Genomic DNA, 24263 nt, shown 5'->3' on the forward strand with positions numbered 1-24263 from the left:
CTACGATCGGCCTCAACATCGAGCTTTTGGCCGAGGATCTGGCCCAGGACGAGTCGCCGCGGAGCCGCCGCGCACTGGCAAAAATCGCCGTCGTGCAACGCGAGTGCCAGCGGCTACAGGACTTGCTCAACGATTTCCTTACCTTCGCAAGAGTGCGCAAGCCGCGGCTGGAATTCTCTTATCTCAACGAGGAAGTAAAGCGGTTGCTCGACTTCTTCCGCCCCAAAGCCGAGGAAGCCAAAATCGAAGTCGTGTCGTATTTGCAGTCCGATCTGCCGGGTGTGCTGTTGGATCGCGAGACCTTTCAGAGCGCTTTGTGGAACCTGGTGATCAACGCCCAGCAGGCGATGCCCGCCGGAGGGCAACTCGTCGTCAGTACCGAGGCCACGCCCCGCGGTGTCGCCTTGCATCTGATTGATACGGGCGGCGGCATGGACGAGCGGACGCGATCCAAGGTTTTTCAAGCGTTTTATTCCACCAAGTCTGGCGGGTCGGGCCTGGGATTGCCGATCGCCCGCAAAATCGTCGAGGCCCACGGCGGCAGCATTCGGGTCGAAAGTGAGCCCGGCCGCGGTACGCAGTTCACCATGGAACTGCCCGTCCCGCCGCGATTGGCTGTCCTTGACGGCAGTAAGTAGCAGTTAGAAAAAGGTCCCTTGCGGCGGCAGGTCGTGGGCACGCCATCCTCGCGCGACGTTCGGGTTCCCCCAGTGGCCGCCTGAGGACCGGTTTTGTATTATCGGACACATGGTTGCCACGAAGCCTGTAGACGTTTTGGACACGACCCCGATCCCGGTCCGTGTATTGATCGTCGACAATGATGCCGCCCATGCCGCAGCCGTGGCCGAGAGCCTCGAGCGCGTCGGTTACGACATGACGATTGCCACCAGCGGCAACCGTGGGGCGGCGCTCATTGAAGAAAATACCTTTGACATCGTCATTACCGACCTGGTCATGAACGACGTCGACGGACTCGAAATACTCAAGCGGGCCAAAGAAAATCTGCCCGACGCCGAGGTCATCCTGGTCACCGGGCACGGCACCGTGCCTTCGGCCGTGGCGGCCATGCAGCAAGGTGCTTACAGCTACCTGTTGAAGCCTCTCGACCTGGGCCAGTTGCGGGCCGTGACGGAAAACGCGGCCGCCAATCTGCGCTTGCGGCGCACCAACGCCGATCTGCACCGGCGGCTGGACGAGCGTTTCGGCTTCGAGGGCGTGGTGGGCACCAGTCCCCGCATGAACGAGGTGATCCAGCTACTGAAGCGGATCGCTCCCACTAACGCCAGCGTGCTGATCCAGGGTGAGACCGGCACTGGCAAGGAGTTGGTCGCCCAGGCGATCCACCAGAACAGCCCTCGTAAGAACAAAGCTTTTGTGGCCCTCAATTGCGCCGCGCTCAGTGAGAATATCCTGGAGAGCGAGTTGTTCGGCCACGTGAAGGGAGCCTTCACCGACGCCTCGACCGATCGGATCGGCAAGTTCGAATACGCCAACGGCGGAACGTTGTTTCTGGACGAAGTTGGCGATATGCCGCTGGCCACGCAGATCAAGCTCTTGCGGGTGCTGGAGAATAGCGAGATCACGCGGGTAGGCTCGAATGACCCAATCAAGGTCAACGTTCGTATTCTATCGGCCACGAATCGCAACCTGGAAAAGCAAATACAGGCCGGTGCATTTCGCAGCGATTTGTATCACCGCCTCAAGGTGGTCACGGTCGTGTTGCCGCGGCTGGTCGAGCGTAGCCAGGATATTCCGCTTTTGATCGAACATTTCATCAAGCAATTCGCCAAGCGTCACGACAAGCCGATCCGCAGCATGTCGACGACCGCGCGGCGCCGATTGATGGCCTTCGACTGGCCGGGCAATGTGCGGCAATTGCGCAACGTCGTAGAAAGCATGGTCGTTGTCGACTACGATGGGGTGCTCGATGTCGACGATTTACCGGCCGAGTTGGCCGGGCCGCCCGACGCCGCGGCAGAGCTTGTTGGGGACAGTCTCGGTAGCCTAATTGGCAAGCCGCTCACGGAAGTCGAGCGACTGTGCATTGCCGAGACTCTGAAACTGACCGGCGGCAATCGCGAAGAAGCGGCCGAAATGCTCGGCATTGGCGAGCGGACGCTGTATCGCAAGATCAAGGAATACAACCTGTAGTCGCAGGGACGCTCGTTCTTAGGTCATGGCGGCGTTGCGATTGCCACCTCGCCCCCTGGACACGTCCGCGCCGAACGGATTCTTATGGCCACGATTCGACAACTGTCCGCCAGCGTGATTAACAAGATTGCCGCGGGCGAAGTTATCGAACGCCCGGCGAGCGTCGTGAAGGAGCTGGTCGAGAACGCTCTCGATGCCGGCGCCACCCGGGTCGAAGTTGCGCTCGAGCAGGGGGGCATGGAACTGGTGCGCGTGGTCGACGACGGCGGCGGTATCCCTGCCGACGAGCTACCGCTGGCCGTGGCAAGTCACGCCACCAGCAAACTCGCCTCGGCCGATGATTTGTTTCGCGTCCGCACTCTGGGGTTTCGCGGCGAGGCCTTGGCCTCGATCGCCGAGGTCAGCCATTTCACGATCCGCAGCCGGCAAGCCGAATCCACGGCCGGCTCTGAATTGGAGGTGAGCACCGGCACGCCGTGCCCGGTAGTTCCCTGCGGCTGTCCCTGCGGCACGATCGTGGAAGTCCGCAACCTGTTTGTCAACACGCCTGTCCGGCGGAAGTTTCTCCGTTCGACGCAGACCGAGATGGGGCATGTGACCGAAGCGTTCACCCGTTTGGCCTTGGCGAGTCCGCATGTTCATTTTGCGCTGCGCCATAACAACCGTCTGATCTACGATCTGCCCCCCAGTCCCGAGTGGCGGGAGCGGATCCAGAGCTTCTTTGGGCCGGAACTGGCCGAAAATCTGTTGTGGATCGAAAGTGAAGACGCGCCGGTGCGATTGGCAGGATACGTCGCGCATCCAAGTCACAGCCGCACCAGCGCCCGCATGCAGTACCTGTTTCTCAACGGCCGCTATGTACGCGACCGCGCCTTGCAGCACGCACTCGCCGAATCCTACCGCGGCCTGTTGCTGACCGGACGGTACCCGATCTCGTTCTTGTGCTTTGACATGCCACCGGACATGGTGGACGTGAACGTACATCCGACGAAGCTGGAAGTGCGATTCCAGGATGGTGGCCGGCTCTACAGCCAGCTGCTCGGCACCATCCGCACGAAGTTTCTCACCACCGATTTGACCCACACGCTCTCCGCCCCAGGCGCGACACCGGCCACTAGCGGCGCCGCAACGGTAGCCAGCTTGCAACCAGCCGCCGGTAATTCGTTCGTCGATTGGGCCAAGACCGAGCTTGCCGTGCGTGCAGAGACCCACCAGCCAACCTCCGTCGCTCAGGCAGATGTGACCACGAGCGGCGAGCTTCCGCCACTCGGCATGCACTCCCTGCGGCGCCATTGGGAACCGGCCCGCGGCGCCGAAGAATTGGAACCGACCGATGGTAGTACAACACCCTCATCCAACATGGGCTTCGCACCGACGTCCCCCTCGGCCGTTGCGCCATCCTGGAACCTGCACTCCGACCTGGCGGCATTCGCAGCCGCACCACGCTCAGACTCGCTTGCGTCTGCTTCTCTGGCGCCGGCAGTGCAGATACATAACCGCTATTTGATCACCGAGAGCGCCGAAGGGGTGCTGGTCATCGACCAGCATGCCTTACACGAACGGATCCTCTACGAGCAATTGCGGGCGAAGGTCTTGGCCGGAGCCTTGGAAACGCAGAGCCTGCTGGTCCCCGAACCGGTGGACCTCGGGCCGGCCGAAGCCGCGGCAGCAATCGAGCAACGCGAGCTGTTGGCCCAGTTGGGACTACGCGTGGAACCGTTCGGGGGCGCAACTGTGCTCGTCTCCAGCTATCCGGCGATGCTCAGCGGCGTGAGTCCTGCGGAATTGTTGCGCGATGTTTTGGACCAGTTGGTCACCGGGGCGCGGGCCCCCGAGCGGCGCGATATGCTCGACGAACTGCTGCACATGATGTCGTGCAAGGCCGCGGTAAAGGCCGGCGACCGGCTGACGCCCGAGGAAATTGCCGAACTGCTCGCCCAGCGGCATCTCGCCCAGGATACCCATCACTGTCCCCACGGCCGGCCCACGGCGCTGGTCTTCACGCGCGAGGAACTCGATCGGCAATTCATGAGGACGTAAAGTACGGGGTGACTGTCCCCGGCGTGGCCCTGCGGCACGGCCGGCAAGGTTCTATAATGGAGAGTTCCACCGTGGTGTCCAGCAGGGGGTTGCGCTGCTACCAATGAGTAACGCATCCCTGGCGACGGAAGCTTAACAACGCGCCCGGTGATGAGGATCCGAAGTTTACGAGAATTGAAATGCGGCGCCATGTCGGCGCCGTGTTCGGACGAACACCACTTTCCTGCCCAGCACGCGGCCGAGTTCCTATGATCTGTGTCAGCATTGGCCGCGGTCGGCACCGTCACGTCATCGCCGAGCATAAGCACCTGGTCGACCAGGGGGCCGAGATGGTCGAGTTGCGGCTCGACTACATCAACGGCCAGGTCAATCTTAAGCGGGTGCTGCCCGATCGGCCTTGTCCGATCATCGTCACCATCCGTCGTCAGCAAGACGGCGGCAAATTCAGCGGCACCGAAGAAGCACGCGTGATGCTGCTCCGCACCGCGATTGCCGAACAGGTCGAATACGTCGACCTGGAAGAAGACATCGCCGCCAAGATTCCCCGCTACGGCCGAACGAAGCGCGTTATCAGTCACCACGATTTCCGCAAGACTCCCGAGGACCTGGCACAGATTCATGCCCGACTGGCCGCGCTCGACCCCGACATCATCAAGATCGCCACACTCGCCAATCACCCGCACGACAATCTGCGCATGCTGCGGTTGGTGCGCGATAGCAAGATTCCGACAGTGGCATTCTGTATGGGTGACATCGGCACGCCGTCCCGCCTGCTGATTGGGCGCTTTGGCGCGCCTTTCAGCTACGCCACGTTTCATCACGAGCGGACGTTGGCTCCCGGGCAGCTCAGCTTTCAGCAGATGCGCGAGATCTATCACTATGACGATATTACCCCCGAGACAGAGCTATACGGGGTGATCGGCGATCCCATCGCCCACAGCCTCAGTCCGCTGATCCATAACGCCGCCTTTCAACAGGCGAAAATGCCTAAGGTTTATTTGCCCTTCCGCATTCCGCGGGAAGATCTGGGCAGTTTCCTCGATGATGCGGCCGAGTTGGGTATTCGCGGATTGAGCATCACGATTCCCCATAAAGAGACTGTGCTCAAGCGGCTTGGCAAGATCGACGGCGCCGTTCGCGGCGTGGGGGCCGCCAACACGATTCTGTTCGAAAAAGGGGAGCTGTCGGGCTTCAACACCGATTATCGGGCGGCGATGGACAGCATTGTCGCCGCCTTGGAGCTGGACGAGGCGAGCGCCTCGGGACGCTTTCTGCAAGGCAAAACGGCGCTGGTGCTCGGCGCCGGCGGCGCGGCCCGCGCGATCGCCTTCGGGCTGGTACGTCGCGGGGCCGAGGTGGTATTGGCCAGCCGCACCAGTCAACGTGCCGACGCCTTGGCGAAGGTTGTCGGCTGTCGCGCCGTCGACTGGTCGGCGCGGCATAATTATTTAGTCGATGTTCTGGTGAATTGCACGCCGCTGGGAATGCACCCCAACGTGGATGAAACGCCCTACGAGAAGCATCATTTGAAACCGTCGATGCTCGTCTTCGACACGGTCTACAATCCCGAAAGCACGCTTTTAGTCAAAGACGCACGTGCTCGTAGTTGCACCGTGGTAACTGGCTTGGAGATGTTCATTCGGCAGGCGGCCCTGCAATTCAAGCTGTTCACGGGAAGCGATGCACCGGCGGATTTGATGCGCGACGTCTTGCGGCGCGCCATCGGACCGGCCAAGTTCTAACCGCCGCCTATGAATCTCGTACTAATAGGCTATCGCGGCACCGGCAAGACGACCGTAGCGCGGCACCTGGCGCGGGCACTTGCGTGGGATTGGGTCGACTGCGACGTGGAAGTCGAGCTGCGGGCGGGCCGCTCGATTGCTACCATCTTCGCCGATGGCGGCGAAAGCGCATTTCGCGATTGGGAATCGATCGTCCTGGCCGAACTCATACATCGCGATCGCACCGTGATCGCCGCCGGGGGGGGTATGGTGGTGCGGCCCGACAATCGGCAGCTCCTTGCTACCGCCGGTCTGGTGGTCTGGCTCACGGCGCATGTCGATACGATCCAAACCCGGCTGGCCGCGGACGATGTCACCGCATCGCAACGTCCCATTCTGCTCGCCGGGGGCGAGGACGAGATTCGGCAATTGCTCACCGCACGAACTCCGTTGTATCGGGCTTGCGCTGCGTTCGAGGTGGTGACCGACGATCGTTCGCCGGATGAGGTCGCCGCCGAGATCCTGTCGCGCGGAAATCTTTCCAACTGCGGTCAGGAGGGGAAGTAACGCTCCTTCGTACTCATGCCGCTTGCCATCCGTTGGCTGTTATTGTTGGTCGCGGGCGCCACGCTCGCGCAACTGGCTAATTGGGTTGCCTGGTGGTTGGTGCGCGCGCATCCGCCCGTTGCTACCGCTGCCTCCACACCGCGACACCGCCAAAAAAAGGCAACAGTTAATCAGCGTTCGCTCGCATGGTTGCCCATCATGGGTGCCTGGCGCGCGCGGCGTAGCGACGATCCATGTTCCGGCCCCAGCGGCTGGCGCCCGTTGTTCGTCGAAGTTATTTTGGCGATCGTCATTCCTGCGCTTTATTGGTGGGAGATTGACCAGGCCGCGCTGCTCCAGACGCTTGCGCCGGCGGGCTTTATTCCCGATGCTGCCGATCTGGCGGTTTTACGTGCCGGGTTCTTGAGCCACGTTGTCCTGATTGCCTTCATGCTTGCCGCTTCGCTGGTTGACGTCGATGAACAAACGATTCCAGACCTGATCACGATACCGGGCACGTTGCTGTGGCTGGCTATCGCGGCTGTTTGGCCACACACGTTATTGCCCGTTGTCGTGGCCGGCAAGCAAGCTCCCAAGGTTTCCTTCCTCAATCTGGCAAGCCCGAACGACGCCCAAGCGATTCTTGCGCCTGCGGCGCAGTCAACCTGGCTGGTCGTTGGCTTAACGTGCTTCGCTTTGTGGTGCCTGGCGCTGCTGCCGTGGCGCGGAAAGACGAATCGCGGTTGGGCGTTTGCCCTACGAATGTTGTGGGCCGGTTGGAAACGGGATCCCATGAGCATCGTCGTCCTGCTATGTGCCGTGGCCGGCGTTTGCGGAATCGGATGCACCTGGTGGCTAGGCGGTGATCGATGGCTCGGCCTATTGAGTGCTTTGGTCGGCATGGCGATGGGGGGCGCTTTGATTTGGGCCGTGCGTGTCGCCGCTGGCTGGGCGCTCGGCCGCGAAGCGATGGGCTTTGGCGATGTTACGCTGATGGCGATGATCGGTAGCTTCCTCGGATGGCAGACTGGGCCGATTGTCTTTTTTCTCGCGCCTTTGGCGGGGCTTGTCGTCGGCTTGATCCAGTGGTTCGCGTACCGCGACAACGTGATTCCCTACGGCCCGTTTCTGTGCCTGGCAGCGCTCGTGGTCGTTCTCAAGTGGGGACCCGTCTGGCACTGGGCCATGCCGCTGTACGATCTGCCCTGGTTGGTGCCTACGGCGCTGGCGGTGTGCCTGGTAATGTTGGCGATGCTCTTGCGTGTTTGGCGGACGATCCGCGGCGGCTTCGACAGCGGCGAATAGCCACTGACAGTAGCCACGTTTCTCGCGGTCGGAACGCGTGAAGCCACCCGCCGACAAAGCGAGCGCGGTATCCATCTCGCGCCGCCACAGTCTCTTTCGAGCGACCACAGCCGGCACGACATGCCCTGCGACAGGGGTGTCCCGAGGTTTGGCATGAATGTAGGAGTTCTGCCGGCCTGTGGGATGGAAAACCGCCATTTCTAGCCGCCCCGCCCCATAACACGCCATAGATTTGGCATGAGGCTGCCGCATCGCGTCACGTGGTTCGGCCAAATCTCAACATGCCCGCGCGGCACGTCGCCGTGCACATTTATGCGTTCACCGAGGGGAGAGCCAACCATGGTTGCTCGTGGGATTCGTTTGTTTGCGAGTGTGGCGGTCGTCAGTGCATGCGTCCTTCTGATGGCGGATCGAGTCGTGGCCCGCGGTGGTCACGGCGGCGGTCACCATGGTGGCGGCCATCACGGCGGGCATCACGGTGGACACCATGGCGGCCATCACCATAGCCATCATGCCTCGCACCATCATCATCACCACCATCACCACGGCGGCGGCTATGGCGGCTACGGTGGTTGGGGCGGAGGCGGCTGGGGTGGCGCTGGTTTGGGTGGCCTAGGCGGCTGGGGCGGCGGATGGGGAACGGGCCTCGGCGCTGGCTTGGCCGGCTACGGCTTGGGCGCTTGGGGAACGCCATACGGTGGCTGGGGCAGCTACGGCGCGAATCAGCCTATCTCGGCGCCCTTGCTCGGCAATGGCGGAATGAATGGTGGCATGTTGGCCAGCAACGGTGACGTCGACGACAGCAACATGTCGGGCGAAGAGGACAACGAAGAAGACACCACAGCCGGCAACAGCCAGCTCGCATCGAACAACTCGGAAGAAGAGACGGGCGAATCGGAAGAAGACACGCTCGACGCCCGTGGCGCCATCCATCTCGCCTTGCCGAACAGGGATGCTCAGGTTTACCTGAACGGCCAACTGGTAAAGGGCGAAGGGACGCACCGCGTTCTCTTTACGCCTGAGTTCGCCGAAGGCGGCAAGCCCGAAAAGTTCGAAGTGCAAACCGTTTGGCAAGACAACGGTCGGGAGAACAAGCGCGACGCCAATGTCGAGGTCGCCGAGGGCGAGGGCATTGCCGTGAACTTCACCCGGCCCATCGATCCAAAGGCGCCGTCGTTTGCCCTGTATTCGGCCGCCGCAGGGGATGAAGAACCCGAGCAACTTGGTGGTGCTGAGTCGACAGGTTCCAACGGGAACGCCGAAAGCCGGCCGGAAGGTGCGGGCATGCCGGAGCACCGAGGACCGGTCTCCTACTAAGCGTGATACGGTTTTTTCAGTGAGCATACGGCAGCCTGCGGTGGCCCTTGATCGGCCCCGCAGGCTGCTTTTACTTGGTGGGGACGGGCGGATGTTCTCGAGCACTGTCGTAACCGACTGGAGCCAACAGGCGGACGCCTTGCGTAGCGGCACGTACGGCGTGATCGAAGTGCGCGACGAACGGCTGGTCGGCATCCGCATTCGGCCCTTCGCACGGCGTGCATCGCGGATTGAAGCCTGCTTGTGGGGGCGGCTGGCCCATCGACTGCGCGAGGGCAACCACTGCTGGCTGTACTATCGTCAGCCGCGCCGCTGCCGGGGCTTCCTGGTGCTGGATTACGTGATCTCGGCCCGGCACACCACGCTGGCGACCGCGCGCGGGGCGCTCGTTTTGCTGGAGGAGATCGCCCGGCTCAAAGGGAGTGATGCCTTGCTGTGCGACGTAGCCACAGCGCGAATCTCGCAGCGGCTCTTATCTCGCTGGGGCTGGGTACCGCATGCAAGCCGTCGCTGGCATCGCAATTACATCAAGCGCTTCTACGGGCGGTATCCCGATCGAGATCCCTTGATCGATGTACTGCTAGCGTCCGATCGGTCGCGCTCCTGCGCAGCGCAACTGGCCTTGTGTCGCTAATCGCCCCTAGCTACCATCCCGCGCTTGCCGGGCGCTCGACGACGAGCGAAAATTTGCTCGTGGGCCCTGCATTCGTACCAGCGGGTACCGTCCGTACAGCGTCGTGTCGTCCGGATCACATCTGTCGCGTCTCTTTCCTTTTCACGCTCGATCTTTGGAGAAAGCCGCCATGCGAGCAATCGCACGTGCGCGCTGGCTATGGGTCTTGTGGCTGACCGCCGTGGGCGGCTGCGCGCAAAACTCGATAGGCCTTCAAAGTCAGGTGCAATCGTTGCAGCAACAGCAGATTGCGCTCGCCCAGCGAAATACCGAGTTGCAAGGCCGCGCCGCATCGCTCGATAAGGACAATCAAGAATTGCAGACGATGCTCGGTCAGTCGCAGCAGCAATCGCGTCTGCTCGAAGATCAATTGGTCGCCGTGCGCGACCAGTTGGGAAGCGCCACATCTCAGCTGACCAAGATGAAAGAGCAAACGCCCCCCGACGACAAACGCGTCGAAGCTTGGACCGCCTCGAACAAGCCTCAGGCCGGCGCCAAGATCACAGCCAATAGCAGCCTGCGCAGCCAACTGCCGGCGATTGATATTCCGGGCGTGCAAGTGCGCCAGGATGGCGACGTCGTCAGGGTTGAGCTCCCTAGCTCGAAATTGTTTTCGCCCGGCACTGCCAAACTATTGCCCGAGGCAGGGGCAATGCTGGATACCATCGCCGCCGACGTGGTCCGCCTCTATCCCAACCAGATCGTGGGAATCGAAGGGCATACCGACAACGATCCGGGTAGCGCGGGCCGGTGGATGAACAACCATCAGCTATCCGTGGGCGAGGCGATGGCGGTGTACGATTACCTGACCCTGAGATCGCGCATTCAGACCAGCCAGCTGTTCGTGGTGGGGCACGGCCCGAACCACCCCATCGTCTCTAACGGTACTCCGGTTGGCAAAGAGCGCAACCGCCGGGTCGAGCTGGTCATCTATCCCGAGCGCGTCACGCCACGTTAGAATCGAGCCTGGCGGCGAACCTGCCCCCAAGGCCGACTGTCCCTCGAGATGCCCGCTGACCCGCGCGCTTCCCACGGCCCCACCAATTTCTTTGTTCCCACCCTTTAGCGGCAACTTGCCACGGCACCTATGATCGCGATCATCGACTACGGCATGGGCAATCTGCGAAGCGTGCAAAAGGGCTTTGAGAAGGTCGGCCATGCGGCCACCATTACCAGCGATCCGGAGCAGATCCTCTCGGCCGATCGTGTGATTCTGCCTGGCGTGGGGGCCTTCGAAGACGCCATGCACGAATTACGAGCCCGTGGTCTCGTCGAGCCGGTTCGCCAAGCGGCCGCCTCGGGCCGCCCGTTCCTGGGAATCTGTCTAGGGTTGCAGTTGCTCTTCGATGTCAGCTACGAAGGGGGCCGGCACGAGGGGCTGGGAATCTTGGCCGGCGAAGTCGTACTTTTCACGCCCCCGGCCGGTTACAAGGTGCCGCACATGGGATGGAATCAGTTGGCCGTCCGCAGGCCGACTCCCATCCTGGAAGGCCTGAGCGATTCGCCTTACATGTACTTCGTGCACTCTTATTACGCCGTGCCGCAAGATCGCACTGTGGTCGCCGCCGAGGCCAACTATCCTGAGCCTTTTGCCGCCGTCGTGTGGCGTGACAACGTCTTCGCGACGCAATTCCATCCCGAAAAGAGCCAGCACGAAGGATTGCAGATTTTGCGTAATTTCGCAGGACTGCCGGCGCTGGCGATGCGGTAAGGGCAATTAGAATTGTGACGTGGCGCAGCCTTAGGTGGCCAATTTGCGCCGCAGTGCGGCGATCACCTCGGTGGGCACGAAGCGGGCCAGTTCGTCGTCCCCGGCGAGCGGCGCGATCTGTTTGATCAGCGAGCTGGAGACATGCGCGAACTCGGCGTCGGCCAACAGCACGACGGTTTCCAGTCCTGGATCGAGCTGTCGATTGGCCATCATCATCGTGATTTCGGTCTCCAGGTCCGTTAGCGGCCGGACGCCGCGAATCATGACCCGAGCGCCGCACTTCCGCACGAAGTGCACTGCCAGGCCAGCGAACTCCTGCACTTCGACATTGGGGAACCGCTGGGTGGTGTGACGTACCAACTCGACCCGTTCTTCGCGGGTGAACAGCGGGTCCTTGCCCGCATTGACGCCGATGCCCACGATCAGCCGGTCTACCAACCGGCTGGCACGTTCGATGACATTGAGATGTCCGAGCGTAATGGGGTCGAACGAGCCGGTGTAGACGGCGATCCGTGAATCGCTGAGCGACATGGGGGGCTACCGCAGGGAATGGTGGGCCGATACTCGCCAGAACGGCTCTTCGATCATGGCCGCGCCAGGAACCAATTGCAAACGCCGTGCGGCGAAAATCCCAGAGCCCATGCAAGCTTAGCTCGGCGCACGCGTGCGCCCGCAGGATAACTGCAAGAAATGCCCCGGCCTGTGCCAGCCGCGCTTAGCGGCCTTGTGCGACGGCCAGCACCTAGCTGCTCTTCTTGGCCTTGGCTGCCTTGATGGCGGCTGACAGGCGGGATTTCAAGCGAGCGGCAGCATTGGCATGAATAACGCCACCCGATACGGCCTGATCGAGCTTCCGGGCTGCTACCTGCAGCGCGGTGCTGGCGGCTGCCACGTCGGCCGCCACGATCGACTCGCGTACCTTGCGAACGTGCGATTTCAGGATGCTCCGTGCGGCCCGATTGCGAGCACGACGTTCCAGGTTCTGACGGAGACGCTTTTTGGCGCTTTTTGTAGTCGGCATACGGTGACTGGTGTCCGGATCTCAAAAGGGGGGCCGCTGTGGCGACAAAGCCGCCGACGACCACGTGGATTTCACGGCGACGCGCCGGAAGCGTCACCATTTTCCCTGAATTTGTTCAGTTTGTCTAGGAGTGTCGCCACATCCTTATAGCCGAAATCCAGCCCCGCCAGTTCAGTCAGGTGTTTTTCGGCCGAATCGAGGTTTTTCAAGTATAAGGCCAGCCGGCCGGCATGATACAGGGCCACTTTCCGCTGCTCGGGCTCTCGCTCGGGCGTTTCGGCCACGGCCCGCTCGTAGTTGCTCATGGCGAGCTTGAACTGGTTGATGGCCTGAAAGCATTGCCCCAGCGAGAGCGAAATGACCCCTTTGCGCTTGGTGTCAGCGCCGGCCAACTGATACATCTTGATCGCTTCGGCGTAGTTTTTCAGACGCTGCAAGCGCACAGCCAACTCGAACTTCAGGCTGGCATTGTCGGGATACCGGTCCGAACGGCTGCGGTAAACCTCGAGCTCGGTTCGATTGAGCCCTTCGTTCATTTGCCGCCACAGGTTGACGGCCTCTTCGGTTTTTTCCGCCTGCGCCCGCTTCTGAGCAACCTCGAGCTGTGCGCGTGCGCGGCGCAATTGCACATCTTCCAGACGCTCGCGAATCGAGATTTCTCCGCCCGCGGCGGCGAGCGCTTTCGTGAGTACCTGTTCGGCCTGTTCCAGCCGATCGTGGCGCAGGTGCAGGTCTGCCAATTCCGAGTAGTTGGCAAGGTTCGTGGGGTCTTTGCCAATCGCCTTTTCCAGCTGTTGTTCGGGCGTCAGCTTCGGCGCGCCCATACCTTGGCGATCGGCTTGCTGATTCTTGTCGACCATCACTTCGGTACTGGATTCGGCATCTTCGTAGCCGCCGCGATGGATCGTCTTTTCGACGGTCAGGTTGGCGATCGCCCGGCTGGCCTCTTCGTCACGGCCCGAGGCCTTCAGCACGCGCGTCCAACAGACGATCGCCTGGTCGAATCGCCCCAACCGCCCCAGCGCGCGGGCGTTCAATCGATTGACGTCGGCATCCGCGATATCAACGTCCAAGGCCAGCTTCAGGTAGGCCAGTTGGCATTCGTCGAATTGCAACTGCTCGCAGGCATTCCCCATCGCTTTGAGCGTGGCAAGATCCCACGGATTGAGCTTGAGCATCTCCATGCCATTGGTGATCACCCCGACCCAGTCCTTTTGCATGCCGGTCTTGGTGATCGAACCTTTGACCGTGGCCCCCTTGAGGCCCGCGAGTTTGCTCCCTTTTTTGTTGTTGTTATATTTTTTTTGCAGATTACCCAGAAAGTTCTGCGTGTAGATCAGGTTGCCGGGATCCCCTTTCACGCATTGCGTGAACAGCTCTGTGGCGTAGTCGTAGTTGCCTCCGGACGCGCTTTTGCTGCCATGCTCGAAGCACTGCTGCAAGCGGCGGCGCTTCTCGGGAGACATCGGCTGGGGGCCGGGTTTTGGCGGTTGTTCGGCCATCGGCTGCGTACGCGGGAAAGTGCGTGCCAGGGAACGTGCTTGTGTCGAAGGGATTATACGGAGGATCGGCTTCTCGGTCGTTCGGGGTCCCCTGGCCCATCAGTGCCCGGAGAAAAAATCCGCGGCTGCCGCTCTACGGCAACGAGATCTGAGCCGATACGACTGGGACGCCCGCTCCCCACGGCCTAAGATCGACATTAGGTGGCGGACGTCGTCCCCCATTACTGCTCGTTCTATTCTAGCAACACGTCCCCACGACACAACTTGCAAGCATGGCCCACTCCACAGTAGCTACGGCTGGCAAGGTCTATCTCGTCGGCGCCGGACCGGGCGATCCGGGGCTGTTGACATTGCGCGGGGCCGAGTGCCTACGGCGAGCGGATTTGGTGCTGTACGACTATCTCGTTAACCCGCACGTGCTCGTGCACGCGTCACGAGACGCCGCGCTCGAATGCCTGGGTCGCCACGGTCACGGGCGAATCATGTCGCAGGACGAAGTCAACCAGCGCATGATCTCTGCCGCGCAGGCCGGCCAGACGGTGGTGCGGCTTAAGGGGGGCGATCCCTTGATTTTTGCCAGGGCGACCGAAGAGTGCGCCGCGCTTACTGCCGCCGGGGTTTCCTTCGAAATCGTCCCCGGCATCACCGTTGCCCTGGCGGCCGCGAGTTATGCCGGCGTTCCCCTCACGAGCCGGGACGTGGCGTCGGCTGTGGCGCTGGTAACAGGTCATGAAAATGACGACAAGCAACAGCCTGCGCTGGACTACACGGCACTGGCCACGTTTCCCGGAACCCTGGTCTTCTACATGGGCATTACCAAAGTCGAGTCGTGGAGCGGAGCGCTTGTGCGCGGCGGCAAATCGCCCCAGACTCCGGTCGCGGTGGTACGGCGGTGTAGTTGGCCCGACCAATCGACGATCCGTACCACGCTGGGTGAAGTGGCTGCAGTGATCCACGATCAAAAAGTGCGGCCGCCAGTCATCACGATCGTGGGGGATGTCGCGGCGGCAGAGCCCGTCGCCGAGTGGTTTACGGAACGGCCCTTGTTTCGTCAGCAGATTATGGTCACTCGGCCCGAGGCGCAGGCCGATACGCTCTGCGCACGACTGATCGAACTCGGGGCCGACGTGATCGTGCAGCCGGCGATCCAAATTACTCCGCCAGCGGACTGGGCTCCGGTCGACGCGGCGCTGGCCCGGATGCCCGATTACCAGTGGTTGGTTTTCTCAAGCGCCAACGGCGTCAAGCATTTGCTCGATCACGTCCTGGCCCATGGAGATGTCCGCCAGCTGGCCGGCGTGAATCTTGCCGCCATCGGCCCCGCCACCGCCGCCGAGCTGGCACGATATTCGTTGCGCGCGCAACTCGTTCCGCCCGCCTATCGGGCTGAAGAACTAGCGCAGTCGTTGGCAGACCGTGTACGTGGCCAACGCGTGCTATTGGCGCGGGCCAGCCGCGGACGGGAAGTCCTGGCTGAGCAATTGCGGACGGCCGGAGCCATTGTCGATCAGGTGGTCGTCTACGAAAGCCGCGACATCGTTCAGCCCGACATGCACGTGCGCGAGGCGCTGGCCGCCGGGCAGGTAGGCTGGGTGACGGTCACAAGCTCGGCGATCGCCAAGTCTTTGGCCGCCATGTTTGGCCCGGATCTGCGGCGAGCACGTCTGGCTAGCATTAGCCCCATTACCAGTCAGACTCTGCGCGAGCTGGGATTTCAAGTCGCGGCCGAGGCGAGGCAGTTCACGACCGAGGGCCTGATCGAGGCCATCTTGGCTCCCTGACCCGCACAGTCTGCCACCAATGGGCAGCCGCAGCCGGCACATCTGGCAGACAGCCCTGCGGATGGTAGACCACGCGTGTTTTGCCCGCTTTGCCACGCGTGGCATTTCCTTCGAGTCGTGATGCTGTCATTGCCGACGATTCTCTTGGCGGAATGATTTCTTTCGATTGTTCGACAACAAGGGACCGGATATGTCGTTGCCGCATTCGCCCGCCGTTCTGCTACTTTCTATCGCGACCGACGCTGCTACCCACACGACCGCGCCCCAGCGAACCTGCGAGGAGTCTGTCGAGGGCTTCGCCCAATTTCTGTCCGAATGTGGCTTGGCAGCGACCTGGATCAGTCATTCCCCGGCGGATTGGCCATACTCCGCAAAGGTCTCTCCGCAGCGCGGGCGGCAAGAACTGGCCCTCTGTGCGGCTCGTGGTAGCGATACGATCGTGGGACGTCAGTCATTGGGCGAGGAACTACGGCGACAGATTGTCCGTTTGCGCGCCGCCGGGTGCGGTGCAACCACCCTCTTCGCTGCCGACAACCTGTCGACTCAGCAGCACGAGCTACTGGCGAAATATGGCGTCACTGCCGTCTGCGCTATGGGCGACACCGGCACCCTAGCTCGTCCATCAGCTCTCCGGCTGGCGAATCGCTGGTTGCTGCCGATGGCCGCGCGGTCGTTGACGTTGCCGCAAAAACTGCGGTGGGGGTTGTGGCAGATGCCCCAGGGCGTACACCTGGCGCGTGAAGGCGCCCGGCAAGTGCGAAATTGCATCGACCGCACCGTCGCCGAGTCTGGCATCACGCATCTGCACGTCGACCTGATGGCGATCAATAATCAGGGCTCGCGCGCCTTCGACCAGGTAACGTCCGTGCTCCGCCAGGTAGCGTCGTATGCCGATCGTGGTCGCCTGCGGGCCCAAACGATGGGGGAAACAGCCGCTCGACTGTCTCGCCCGAAGGTCACGGTGCCCGCGTGTTCGATCTTGCGCAAAGCGGCTGCTTGATTTCGGGCGTATTGGCTCAATGTCGGGACGCGTCGCGGGCTGGCAATTGGGCCGGCGTCTGTGAAGCTGTCTGGCCGGGTGTGCGTCGCACCGTTAGGGCAATTCCCGCATCGTCGTCCAGCTGATATAGCCGAGGATGCCGGCGGCGATCAAGAAGCCAATATCCATGGTCTTGCTTGCCTGACTAAACGGGAACTTCAGGGCCAAATCCAGCCCGAAGACCAGGATAAGCAAGATCGCGACGACGATCCCGCTGATACTGAGGGCTTTGGGCATCTGGCCTATTCCTGTTCGGCTAGCGTCGATCATGGCTGAACCCCCTAGTATAGTTCGCCATTTGCCGCTGTCAGCAGACCGATCAGCCCCCGTCCGAGCCTCCTTGTGCCGCTCGGCAGGTCCCTGCGCGGGGCTATTTCTGCAAGATTAGCTTGCCGCTGCGGGTAATGCGCAGGCGGTAGTATTGGCCGGAATGCTCAATCAGCACTTCTTGACGGCCATTAAGTAGCTCGTGCGAACGGACCACCTGCAAGCCAAATTGGCTCGGCCCTGCATCCGGTGGGTTGCTGAGCGGGGGCTGTTTTTCCGGGTGATCCATATCGACACCACAAGCTCGAAATAGGGTGGAAATGCCACCTGAGTTTGCTGGTTATAATGATATTGAGTCTCATTGTCAATTTATAAAAATAGATTGATGCGATACAAAGTATTCGCGTGGAACGCGTTATACGATGTGGAGCACAACTGCTTGCATTCACAATAGGTTTTGGTAACATCCGTTATTGATACTGAGTTTCAAATAGAGAGCTCAGCCAGCTAGGCTCACGCCTTCGCCAGCCATTGCTCGGTCCTGTCCAGTTGGTCTCCCAGAGGGGCCGCGGACTTTACCGCAGTTGCTGCTGCGAAGGAGTGAGTTCATGTCGTGTTGCACGAACAGGTCCGCCCAGGTGTTGGCGGCGGTGATCCTGACGGTTTTGCCGGCCCAACGGGCTTGGGCCGATTTCAACCTCCCCGCCGGCTGGAATCGTGGATCTACGGACACCACGTACCAGCAATGGGAGACATTCACGTCAACCGACGGGAACCCGCCCAATCTGCCCGACGTGGGGCTTTTCAACCCCAATGCCCCCTCAGGAGCAGGACTTAACGTCTACGACTCGTCGGGCACTAGTCTGATCACGAGCGACGGCAATATCTACTCGTTCTCGGCCCCGACCGATATGCATGTCGTGGTACCGAACTATGGACTGGGCAGCAATTACACCACCGTGCTTTTAGTGCAGACGCGCACGCAAGGGTCTGAACTCGACTACGGAGACGTAGCGATCGGCGCGACGCATCCTGCGGTCACGCAAGAGTTGATGCGGCAGCCGCTGTCAACTCCCTTCGGTGCGGCCTATATCGTGGACACCGCATTCACCTGGGTCTTGCCCGGTAACGCGGCGAGCTACCAGATCGATTTGCCGGCCGCGTCCACGTCAATGAGTTTCGATCGTGCCGCGGTCGACACCCTGACGGAGCTAACAGGGGACGTCACGCGCGACGGCATCGTCAACGGGCTCGATATTTCGAACATGGCCTCGAACTGGTTGCATACTGGCGCCGTTGGCGCGCTGGCCGGAGACGCCAACTTCGATGGCATTGTCAACGGTTTAGACATCAGCGCCGTCGCCAGCAATTGGTTGCACTCCTCGACCACTGGTGGAGGCGCTGCCGCCCTGACCGCAGTGCCAGAGCCCGGCACGCATCTGCTGGCGAGCGCCGGTGCCATGATTCTGGTTGTCGTTGCAAGAGCCACGAAACGGCGCACCGCGCGAAGATAATGCCGAACACAGTTTGCGATCCTTGTCTTGGACACGAGCGCGCTTCAAGGGAATTTGAACCGTCACCAAAGCACCGACCGAAGTTACGTCCCCACAACTATGAACAGAAATTCCTTTCCAGTTAGGCGGCGCATCACGCCAGGCTTCACGCTCGTCGAGTTGCTTGTGGTGATCGCGATCATCGGCATTCTGGTGGCGATCCTGCTGCCTGCTGTGCAGGCGGCCCGTGAATCTGCCCGGCGCACCCAATGCACGAACAACCTGAAGGAAATCGCCTTGGGGTTTCACCAATTCAATATGTCGCAGCGTGTGCTCCCCAGCACGATGGATGCACAAGGCCTGAGCGCCTTCTTCAACGTTTTGCCGTATCTCGAACAAGAAACGCTGTACAACCTCTATGTTCGTAGCGGTACGTTGACTACCGCTCAAACTGCACAAAATACCAGTGTCACATCCACGCCACTCGCGGTCTTCCGTTGTCCATCGATGTTGATTTCGGATGCCGCAATCCAGGTCTACCCCGGCTGGGGCAGCTATGCGGTCTGCACAGGGAGCGTGTACGGTCACTTCATCAATCAGGCGGCCGCCGGATATGACAACGGAGCCATCATCGATCTGACGAAAGGTAACACCGAAATCGGTGTGATTACGACCCAAGATGGCTCGTCAAACACATTTTTGGGGGGCGACCTGAATTTCGGGCTCACGAATTTTACCAACGGCGGCGCCACCGAATGGGCGAGCGGCTATCCGTTTTGCAGCACGGCAACAACCTGTGGAGTCTTCAATAGTACGCGCATCGTGATAACGAACACATTTTACGAGTTGAACACCTTTCGCAGCGATCATCCGCGCGGCGTGAACATGGTGATGGTGGATGGCTCGGTCCATTTCGTTCCCGATACGACGTCTCCCGACGTGCTCAACCTATTGGCGCAAAGAAATGACGGGCTTCCCATTGAATCCTATTAGTTTTCCGTACGCGTGGATCGTGATTGCCACGATGACGATCGCCTTACCCGGTTGCGGCCCTACGCACACTCCCATGCACGGGCAAGTTACGCTCGACGGACAACCGTTGGACGAGGCTGCCATTTTGTTCGTACCGCTGGATAAGGGGCGAAAAAAAACGGGCGCCGGCGTTGTGCAGGGAAGTTACGAGTTGAAGGCTGAAGACGGCCTGTTGCCAGGCAAATATCGCGTGGAAGTTGCAGACAATCCACCGCTGACTGGTTCACATGACACGACTGGCAATAAATCCGCAACCGCGGTCAAGCGACGCGTCATACCAGAAAAATACGCGCGAGAATCGCCGTTGTTAGTGGAAGTTGATGGGCAATCCGGAAGTGCGTCGCGTGAATACAACTGCGATCTGAAAAGCGGACGATAAATGCTCGCGTACTTGCGATTTGTCGCAGAATCGGCAATGTCGCGTCGTTGTACGGTGCGAGGCACCATGCTTTCGCCGATTCCCGTGAACCGCTGCTGCCTGCCCAGAGCTAAATATTTTCGATTATTGTGCTGACCACGAGCCCATAACCCCATTTTGTTTCGGAGACCAAGAATGCAACGTTTAATCCTTTCGACCGCCTGCGGTTTGGCCGCCTTGGTGGCTGTCCCTTTGCCATACGCGTCCGCACATTTTCTTTGGATCGATGTGCCAACGGCTGCGGCAACCGAGAAGCCTGTCGCCGAGGTCTACTTCAACGAAGGACCTACGGCCGGCAGTGCACGCCTGGCAACCAAGATCGCCGGCACAAAGGCATGGCTACACAACGGCAGCGCGGCGACCACGCCGCTTGAACTGACGCTGGTCAAAACCGAAGAAGACGGGCACCTGACAACACCGATCAATGCGTCGAGTCCCTACAGCGCCGAAGCGCAATTCGAGTACGGCATCTTCAAGCACGATGGCGAGGCCATCTTGTTGAACTATTACGCGCAGCACGTGGCCGCGGCCGAAGCTCGCGAGATTTCGGCTCTGACGCGGGCCTCGAGCCTGCCGCTCACGATCGTACCACGTGCCGACGCCGCGGGCTGGATTTGCGAGATTCTATGGGAAGGCAAGCCGGCCGCCGATTGTCAGGTTGTCGTCGATGGGCCCGGCATTGATGCCAAAGAATTCCAAAGCGACGCGCAGGGGCGCGTTCAGCTTCCTGCAGTTCGTGCAGGCAAGTACGCCCTGCGCGCGCGGCGGGTCGAGAATCGCGAGGGAAAAAAAGATGACCAGTCCTACAAGGCCGTGCATCACTATGCGACGCTCACTGCGGTCCTGCCCGAGATAACGGCTGTTGCTGCCGCCCCGGTGCCGGCGACGGCCACGGCGCAGGAAATTCTGACGACGGCTCGCGATGCACGGGCGGTGTGGGATGATTTCCCCGGTTTCTCGGCCGACCTGGTCTTGCGTCAAGGGACTGAGAATCGGACGGGCCGCATCACGGTCAGCGCCGAAGGGGACGTGCAACTAGCGGGCTTCGACGGCATGGAGTTGGGCCGCGTCGAGCAAGTCTTGGCGTCACTGGTGCAACATCGCATGGGGGGCGGCGGACCGACGGGCGCCGTGTCGTTCGTAGCCGAGGAAGCCGAGCACCCCTTGGGACGCATGATCCGCTTCGACGAGGATAAGGATCTGCACAGCGCGTACCGCGTTACCGACGGCGTCGTGACCGAGGTGAATCGTCAGATGGGGCCGTCGCGGTTCACGATCTCGGTGCTCGACGTCTATCGCAATCCGGCGGGTAAGTATCTGCCGACCACGTTCAATGTCAGCTTTTGGGACAAGGATTTCGGCAAGCTGACTTCGAGCGAAACGCACCTGAACCAGTGGCTAGACGTGGGCGGGTTCGACCTGCCGCAGCGGATCGTAATCTTGCGGGCCGAAGACCAGAAGCGGGACGTGGTTTCGCTTTCGTTCGCAAACCACCAATTGCTCTCGGCCGCCAAGAAGAAATAGCACACCCGCTGCGGGCCTTCCGGTGTTCGACAAAGAGAGCGATTGTCGAGACCGAGCCGTTCACGCGCGTGCGCTGGCAGCTTCGGACTGCTACCGCACGCGCGTCGGCAGAATAACCATCGGCAAGCCGACCCACTGCAAACGCCTTTGCAGAGAGAAGGCCGTTTGGTTGTGCAGCAGCCGGTGATACCAGGTGTCTTGCTCGAACAACAACTGGCCGGCGAAAAAGATCACCTTGGGGTATTGCTTGGCGATCGACAGGCATAGTTGTTCAAGTTCGTGGACGGGCTCGGTTCCCACGGCCATATAGCTGGTAGCAGGCATGCCAAGCCGTCGCGCCAAATCGACATACTTGGCCAGCGACTCTTCGGTGTGTTGACGCAAATCCTCGAGCGCCGCGGCGCCTTTGAAGTTGCCAGAGTCAACCACCGCTACCGAGATGAACACCATGTTCTTGAAATGCCCAGGCGCGAAACGCACGGCGTTCAACAGCGTGTGTACGCCCAGCCCGCTGTATCCGCCGACCAGGATGACGGCCGTGGGAAGCTTCGGGTCGACGTCGCCGGCCGTGGCCTGCGGCGGCGCCGAAAGCTGTCCCAGCGTCTCGTCCAGGCGGCGGACCTTGTTGATCACCGTGTCGTAGTGCCGGCGTGTGGCAAAGCACAATGCGACCAGCAATCCCGTCACGCCCAACGTGCGCCAACCGCCCACGTCGAACTTCTCGTAGATCGTGGCGCACAGAATCGAGACGCACATCAGCGTACCGAAGGAAAACAACGCGATGCGACGACGCCACCAAGGGTGCTCGTGGCGTAGTTGCCACCAATGACGCACCATACCGATCATCGACAGCGAGAACGTGAGGAACACGTTGATCGAATACATGATCACCAGCGCCGTGACATCGCCGCCGGTGTAGAGCAAGGCGGTGATCGCCGCGATGCCCATCAACATCACGCCATTGTGCGTGGCCAATCGCTCGGAAAGATTGGCGAACCAATGCGGCATCCAGGAATCGTGCGCCATGTTGGCGAGCACGCGCGGGCCATCGATGAAGCCCGCTTGCGCCGCCACGAACAGCAAGAGCGCTTCGGCCAAAATCGTGACCCATACGAAGGTCGGCCCAGCGAAGCCCGAACTCAGCCCCAGATCGGCTACAAACCGCTCACTGAGGATCTGGTTCATCGTCAGTTGGTCGCTGTGGCGCACGCCCAACAGCAGGTAAGCGATCATCAAGCCGCCGGCCGTGACCGCCAGCGAGAAAGCCATATAGGTCATCGTCCGCTTGGCCGTGGCCACGCGCGGCTCGCGCATGACGGGCATGCTGTTCGAGACGGCTTCGATGCCGGTATACGTTCCGGCGCCCATCGTATAGGCCCGCATCAGCAGGGCCAGCATGCCGAATAGCCCCAGGCCCCCTTCGAGGTTCGTCTGCACCTCACCTGCAACTTCATGGACGACGGTCATTCCTTCGGCGATATGCATGCCGACGCTGCCGAAGATCAGAACGGCATGCGTAATCAGGAAGACGATGAAGACCGGCAGCAGAAATTTTACCGACTCCTTGATGCCGCGCAGATTTAGCACCAGCAACAGGATGATGGCCGCCAATTCGACTTCAATCTTCCAATTGTGAAAACGATTGAATGGCTCAATGCCGAACAACGCATCCCCGGCCGCCGCAATCGACACCGTAACCGTCAGCACATAGTCGACCAACAGCGCGCAGCCAGAGATTACGCCGACGCGCGGGTGCAACAGCTTCGAGGCCACCAGGTAGCCGCCGCCACCGCTGGGAAATTCCTCGATGATGTGCCGGTAGCAAGCCGAGATCACGAAGACCGTAATGATCGTAGCCAGCGACAGAAAAATCGCCAGAAACGCGAAGTCTCCTTGTTCGCTGAGCGTCTTGAATGCCTCGGGCGGTCCATAGCACGACGACGATAATCCATCGGCGCCCAAACCCACCCAGGCCAAGAAGGCCACCAGCGAAACGTGATGAAAGACCGATTGATCCGCCAGGTCGCGCGGTTTGCCGACTAGCAGCGTCTTCACTTTTTCCGGGATCTTGTGGACAGCCGATTCTGCCGGAGCGCCGATCGTCGTCAAGACGGGGCCGTCTTCGGCCGGGGGATCGCCGGCCGCATCGTGCGGCGCCGTGGGCCTGTCGATTTCCGACTCGATGGCCTCGGCGGCCAGATTTGTGATGTCCCCATTTCCGTTGGCCGCGGATTCGGCCGGCGTCTTGGCCGGCGCGGAAGGGTCTCGCTCGGAAGGGGATGGCTGGGGATTTAGAGGGCGTTCGCTCATTGATTCAGCGGCGCGCATCGAACAATCGAAGGCGCGCCGACCTTGGAACCCATCAGGGGAGCATTTCGAAACGATCCGGGGCCCTCGGCTTGGGCAGGCCACGTGACCTGCAACACGCGAGAGAAACCAGTCCGCACTCCACAAAGCGCGTCAAGGACTGGTGCGACCGATCGACTGCTACATAGGGAAATAGACCTGGGTACGATGTATCGCCTCACCCAAGGTGAGGCTTCACAATGTGGGCGACCTCTTGTCGATAGTCCGTCGAACGGGCAGGCGAGTTAAGCCCCATCGACGGAACTTGGCATACCGGTGGCATCGGACGTTTACCACGGCACATTCATTGCGCCCCGCCAGGCGATATTCTGCGTAACCGGGTTTGGATTCTAGCCTCGACTGGCTCGGGCTGCAA

The 24263-nt window shown here is 61.0% G+C and carries 22 protein-coding genes; 16 read left to right on the top strand and 6 right to left on the bottom strand.

From position 1 onward, the window contains the following. The 10 genes from VGG64_11590 to hisH all read left to right on the top strand — a co-directional run. A partial coding sequence (locus VGG64_11590; GenBank protein HEY1600240.1) for an ATP-binding protein occupies nucleotides 1-638 on the top strand: 638 nt, incomplete at its 5' end. A 109-nt stretch (nucleotides 639-747) separates the two neighbouring features. After that, nucleotides 748-2151 (top strand): sigma-54 dependent transcriptional regulator, encoded by a 1404-nt coding sequence (locus VGG64_11595; GenBank protein HEY1600241.1) that lies wholly within the window; start codon nucleotides 748-750, stop codon nucleotides 2149-2151. 84 nt (nucleotides 2152-2235) lie between these two features. Beyond that, nucleotides 2236-4191 (top strand): DNA mismatch repair endonuclease MutL, encoded by a 1956-nt coding sequence (mutL, locus tag VGG64_11600; protein HEY1600242.1) that lies wholly within the window; start codon nucleotides 2236-2238, stop codon nucleotides 4189-4191. 248 nt (nucleotides 4192-4439) lie between these two features. Next, nucleotides 4440-5933 carry a shikimate dehydrogenase gene (gene aroE, locus VGG64_11605; GenBank protein HEY1600243.1) on the top strand — a complete coding sequence of 498 codons (1494 nt, stop codon included), beginning with the start codon at nucleotides 4440-4442 and terminating at the stop codon, nucleotides 5931-5933. Between the two features lie 9 nt (nucleotides 5934-5942). Next, nucleotides 5943-6479, top strand: coding sequence for a shikimate kinase (locus VGG64_11610; protein ID HEY1600244.1), 537 nt, complete (start codon nucleotides 5943-5945; stop codon nucleotides 6477-6479). 15 nt (nucleotides 6480-6494) lie between these two features. Further along, a complete protein-coding gene (locus VGG64_11615; protein HEY1600245.1) occupies nucleotides 6495-7763 on the top strand; it encodes an A24 family peptidase in 1269 nt (422 codons plus the stop codon). A 339-nt stretch (nucleotides 7764-8102) separates the two neighbouring features. Then, nucleotides 8103-9080: a hypothetical protein gene (locus VGG64_11620; GenBank protein HEY1600246.1), complete on the top strand. Its 978-nt coding sequence runs from the start codon at nucleotides 8103-8105 to the stop codon at nucleotides 9078-9080. A 91-nt stretch (nucleotides 9081-9171) separates the two neighbouring features. Further along, a complete protein-coding gene (locus tag VGG64_11625) occupies nucleotides 9172-9714 on the top strand; it encodes a hypothetical protein (GenBank protein HEY1600247.1) in 543 nt (180 codons plus the stop codon). A gap of 169 nt (nucleotides 9715-9883) precedes the next feature. Continuing rightward, nucleotides 9884-10711, top strand: a complete 828-nt coding sequence (locus tag VGG64_11630) for an OmpA family protein (GenBank protein HEY1600248.1) — start codon at nucleotides 9884-9886, stop codon at nucleotides 10709-10711. A 129-nt stretch (nucleotides 10712-10840) separates the two neighbouring features. Beyond that, entirely contained in the window at nucleotides 10841-11464 is a 624-nt protein-coding gene (gene hisH, locus VGG64_11635; protein HEY1600249.1) for an imidazole glycerol phosphate synthase subunit HisH, read from the top strand. 30 nt (nucleotides 11465-11494) lie between these two features. On the opposite strand, the gene coaD is transcribed toward hisH, so the two are convergent. From coaD to VGG64_11650, 3 genes are all read right to left on the bottom strand, one after another. After that, a complete protein-coding gene (coaD, locus tag VGG64_11640) occupies nucleotides 11495-11995 on the bottom strand; it encodes a pantetheine-phosphate adenylyltransferase (protein HEY1600250.1) in 501 nt (166 codons plus the stop codon). Between the two features lie 211 nt (nucleotides 11996-12206). Further along, on the bottom strand, nucleotides 12207-12485 hold the full coding sequence (gene rpsT, locus VGG64_11645) for a 30S ribosomal protein S20 (GenBank protein ID HEY1600251.1): 279 nt from the start codon (nucleotides 12483-12485) through the stop codon (nucleotides 12207-12209). Between the two features lie 71 nt (nucleotides 12486-12556). Further along, nucleotides 12557-13987 carry a tetratricopeptide repeat protein gene (locus tag VGG64_11650; protein HEY1600252.1) on the bottom strand — a complete coding sequence of 477 codons (1431 nt, stop codon included), beginning with the start codon at nucleotides 13985-13987 and terminating at the stop codon, nucleotides 12557-12559. A gap of 272 nt (nucleotides 13988-14259) precedes the next feature. Between VGG64_11650 and cobA the strand changes: the two genes are divergently transcribed. Beyond that, complete coding sequence (cobA, locus tag VGG64_11655) at nucleotides 14260-15768, top strand: uroporphyrinogen-III C-methyltransferase (GenBank protein HEY1600253.1); 1509 nt, start codon at nucleotides 14260-14262, stop codon at nucleotides 15766-15768. A gap of 190 nt (nucleotides 15769-15958) precedes the next feature. Further along, the gene (locus VGG64_11660) at nucleotides 15959-16768 is read left to right on the top strand and encodes a hypothetical protein (protein HEY1600254.1); all 810 of its coding nucleotides are present in this window, start codon (nucleotides 15959-15961) and stop codon (nucleotides 16766-16768) included. A 93-nt stretch (nucleotides 16769-16861) separates the two neighbouring features. Here the strand turns inward: VGG64_11660 and VGG64_11665 are convergent, their stop codons facing one another. Together VGG64_11665 and VGG64_11670 are read right to left on the bottom strand one after the other, a co-directional pair. After that, nucleotides 16862-17077 (bottom strand): hypothetical protein, encoded by a 216-nt coding sequence (locus VGG64_11665; protein ID HEY1600255.1) that lies wholly within the window; start codon nucleotides 17075-17077, stop codon nucleotides 16862-16864. A gap of 100 nt (nucleotides 17078-17177) precedes the next feature. Continuing rightward, entirely contained in the window at nucleotides 17178-17363 is a 186-nt protein-coding gene (locus VGG64_11670) for a hemin uptake protein HemP (protein HEY1600256.1), read from the bottom strand. Nucleotides 17364-17682: 319 nt separating this feature from the next. On the opposite strand from VGG64_11670, the gene VGG64_11675 reads away from it, so the two are divergent. The 4 genes from VGG64_11675 (at nucleotide 17683) to VGG64_11690 (ending at nucleotide 21541) form a co-directional block, all read left to right on the top strand. After that, nucleotides 17683-18588, top strand: a complete 906-nt coding sequence (locus tag VGG64_11675) for a dockerin type I domain-containing protein (protein HEY1600257.1) — start codon at nucleotides 17683-17685, stop codon at nucleotides 18586-18588. A 27-nt stretch (nucleotides 18589-18615) separates the two neighbouring features. Then, nucleotides 18616-19560: a DUF1559 domain-containing protein gene (locus tag VGG64_11680; GenBank protein ID HEY1600258.1), complete on the top strand. Its 945-nt coding sequence runs from the start codon at nucleotides 18616-18618 to the stop codon at nucleotides 19558-19560. A gap of 31 nt (nucleotides 19561-19591) precedes the next feature. After that, nucleotides 19592-19978 (top strand): hypothetical protein, encoded by a 387-nt coding sequence (locus VGG64_11685; protein ID HEY1600259.1) that lies wholly within the window; start codon nucleotides 19592-19594, stop codon nucleotides 19976-19978. Between the two features lie 174 nt (nucleotides 19979-20152). Beyond that, on the top strand, nucleotides 20153-21541 hold the full coding sequence (locus VGG64_11690; GenBank protein ID HEY1600260.1) for a DUF3386 family protein: 1389 nt from the start codon (nucleotides 20153-20155) through the stop codon (nucleotides 21539-21541). A gap of 90 nt (nucleotides 21542-21631) precedes the next feature. Here VGG64_11690 and VGG64_11695 read toward each other — a convergent pair whose 3' ends face one another. Next, nucleotides 21632-23851: an amino acid permease gene (locus VGG64_11695; protein HEY1600261.1), complete on the bottom strand. Its 2220-nt coding sequence runs from the start codon at nucleotides 23849-23851 to the stop codon at nucleotides 21632-21634. Between the last annotated feature and the right edge of the window lie 412 nt (nucleotides 23852-24263).

It is taken from the genome of Pirellulales bacterium, from assembly GCA_036490175.1.
Taxonomy (GTDB): Bacteria; Planctomycetota; Planctomycetia; order Pirellulales; family JACPPG01; genus JACPPG01.

Bases quoted from the DNA above. Each gene is read 5' to 3' on its own strand.
- VGG64_11595 (HEY1600241.1), top strand. From the start codon at position 748: ATGGTTGCCACGAAGCCTGTAGACGTTTTGGACACGACCCCGATCCCG.
- mutL (HEY1600242.1), top strand. From the start codon at position 2,236: ATGGCCACGATTCGACAACTGTCCGCCAGCGTGATTAACAAGATTGCC.
- aroE (HEY1600243.1), top strand. From the start codon at position 4,440: ATGATCTGTGTCAGCATTGGCCGCGGTCGGCACCGTCACGTCATCGCC.
- VGG64_11610 (HEY1600244.1), top strand. From the start codon at position 5,943: ATGAATCTCGTACTAATAGGCTATCGCGGCACCGGCAAGACGACCGTA.
- VGG64_11615 (HEY1600245.1), top strand. From the start codon at position 6,495: ATGCCGCTTGCCATCCGTTGGCTGTTATTGTTGGTCGCGGGCGCCACG.
- VGG64_11620 (HEY1600246.1), top strand. From the start codon at position 8,103: ATGGTTGCTCGTGGGATTCGTTTGTTTGCGAGTGTGGCGGTCGTCAGT.
- VGG64_11625 (HEY1600247.1), top strand. From the start codon at position 9,172: ATGTTCTCGAGCACTGTCGTAACCGACTGGAGCCAACAGGCGGACGCC.
- VGG64_11630 (HEY1600248.1), top strand. From the start codon at position 9,884: ATGCGAGCAATCGCACGTGCGCGCTGGCTATGGGTCTTGTGGCTGACC.
- hisH (HEY1600249.1), top strand. From the start codon at position 10,841: ATGATCGCGATCATCGACTACGGCATGGGCAATCTGCGAAGCGTGCAA.
- coaD (HEY1600250.1), bottom strand. From the start codon at position 11,995: ATGTCGCTCAGCGATTCACGGATCGCCGTCTACACCGGCTCGTTCGAC.
- rpsT (HEY1600251.1), bottom strand. From the start codon at position 12,485: ATGCCGACTACAAAAAGCGCCAAAAAGCGTCTCCGTCAGAACCTGGAA.
- VGG64_11650 (HEY1600252.1), bottom strand. From the start codon at position 13,987: ATGGCCGAACAACCGCCAAAACCCGGCCCCCAGCCGATGTCTCCCGAG.
- cobA (HEY1600253.1), top strand. From the start codon at position 14,260: ATGGCCCACTCCACAGTAGCTACGGCTGGCAAGGTCTATCTCGTCGGC.
- VGG64_11660 (HEY1600254.1), top strand. From the start codon at position 15,959: ATGTCGTTGCCGCATTCGCCCGCCGTTCTGCTACTTTCTATCGCGACC.
- VGG64_11665 (HEY1600255.1), bottom strand. From the start codon at position 17,077: ATGATCGACGCTAGCCGAACAGGAATAGGCCAGATGCCCAAAGCCCTC.
- VGG64_11670 (HEY1600256.1), bottom strand. From the start codon at position 17,363: ATGGATCACCCGGAAAAACAGCCCCCGCTCAGCAACCCACCGGATGCA.
- VGG64_11675 (HEY1600257.1), top strand. From the start codon at position 17,683: ATGTCGTGTTGCACGAACAGGTCCGCCCAGGTGTTGGCGGCGGTGATC.
- VGG64_11685 (HEY1600259.1), top strand. From the start codon at position 19,592: ATGACGATCGCCTTACCCGGTTGCGGCCCTACGCACACTCCCATGCAC.
- VGG64_11690 (HEY1600260.1), top strand. From the start codon at position 20,153: ATGCAACGTTTAATCCTTTCGACCGCCTGCGGTTTGGCCGCCTTGGTG.
- VGG64_11695 (HEY1600261.1), bottom strand. From the start codon at position 23,851: ATGAGCGAACGCCCTCTAAATCCCCAGCCATCCCCTTCCGAGCGAGAC.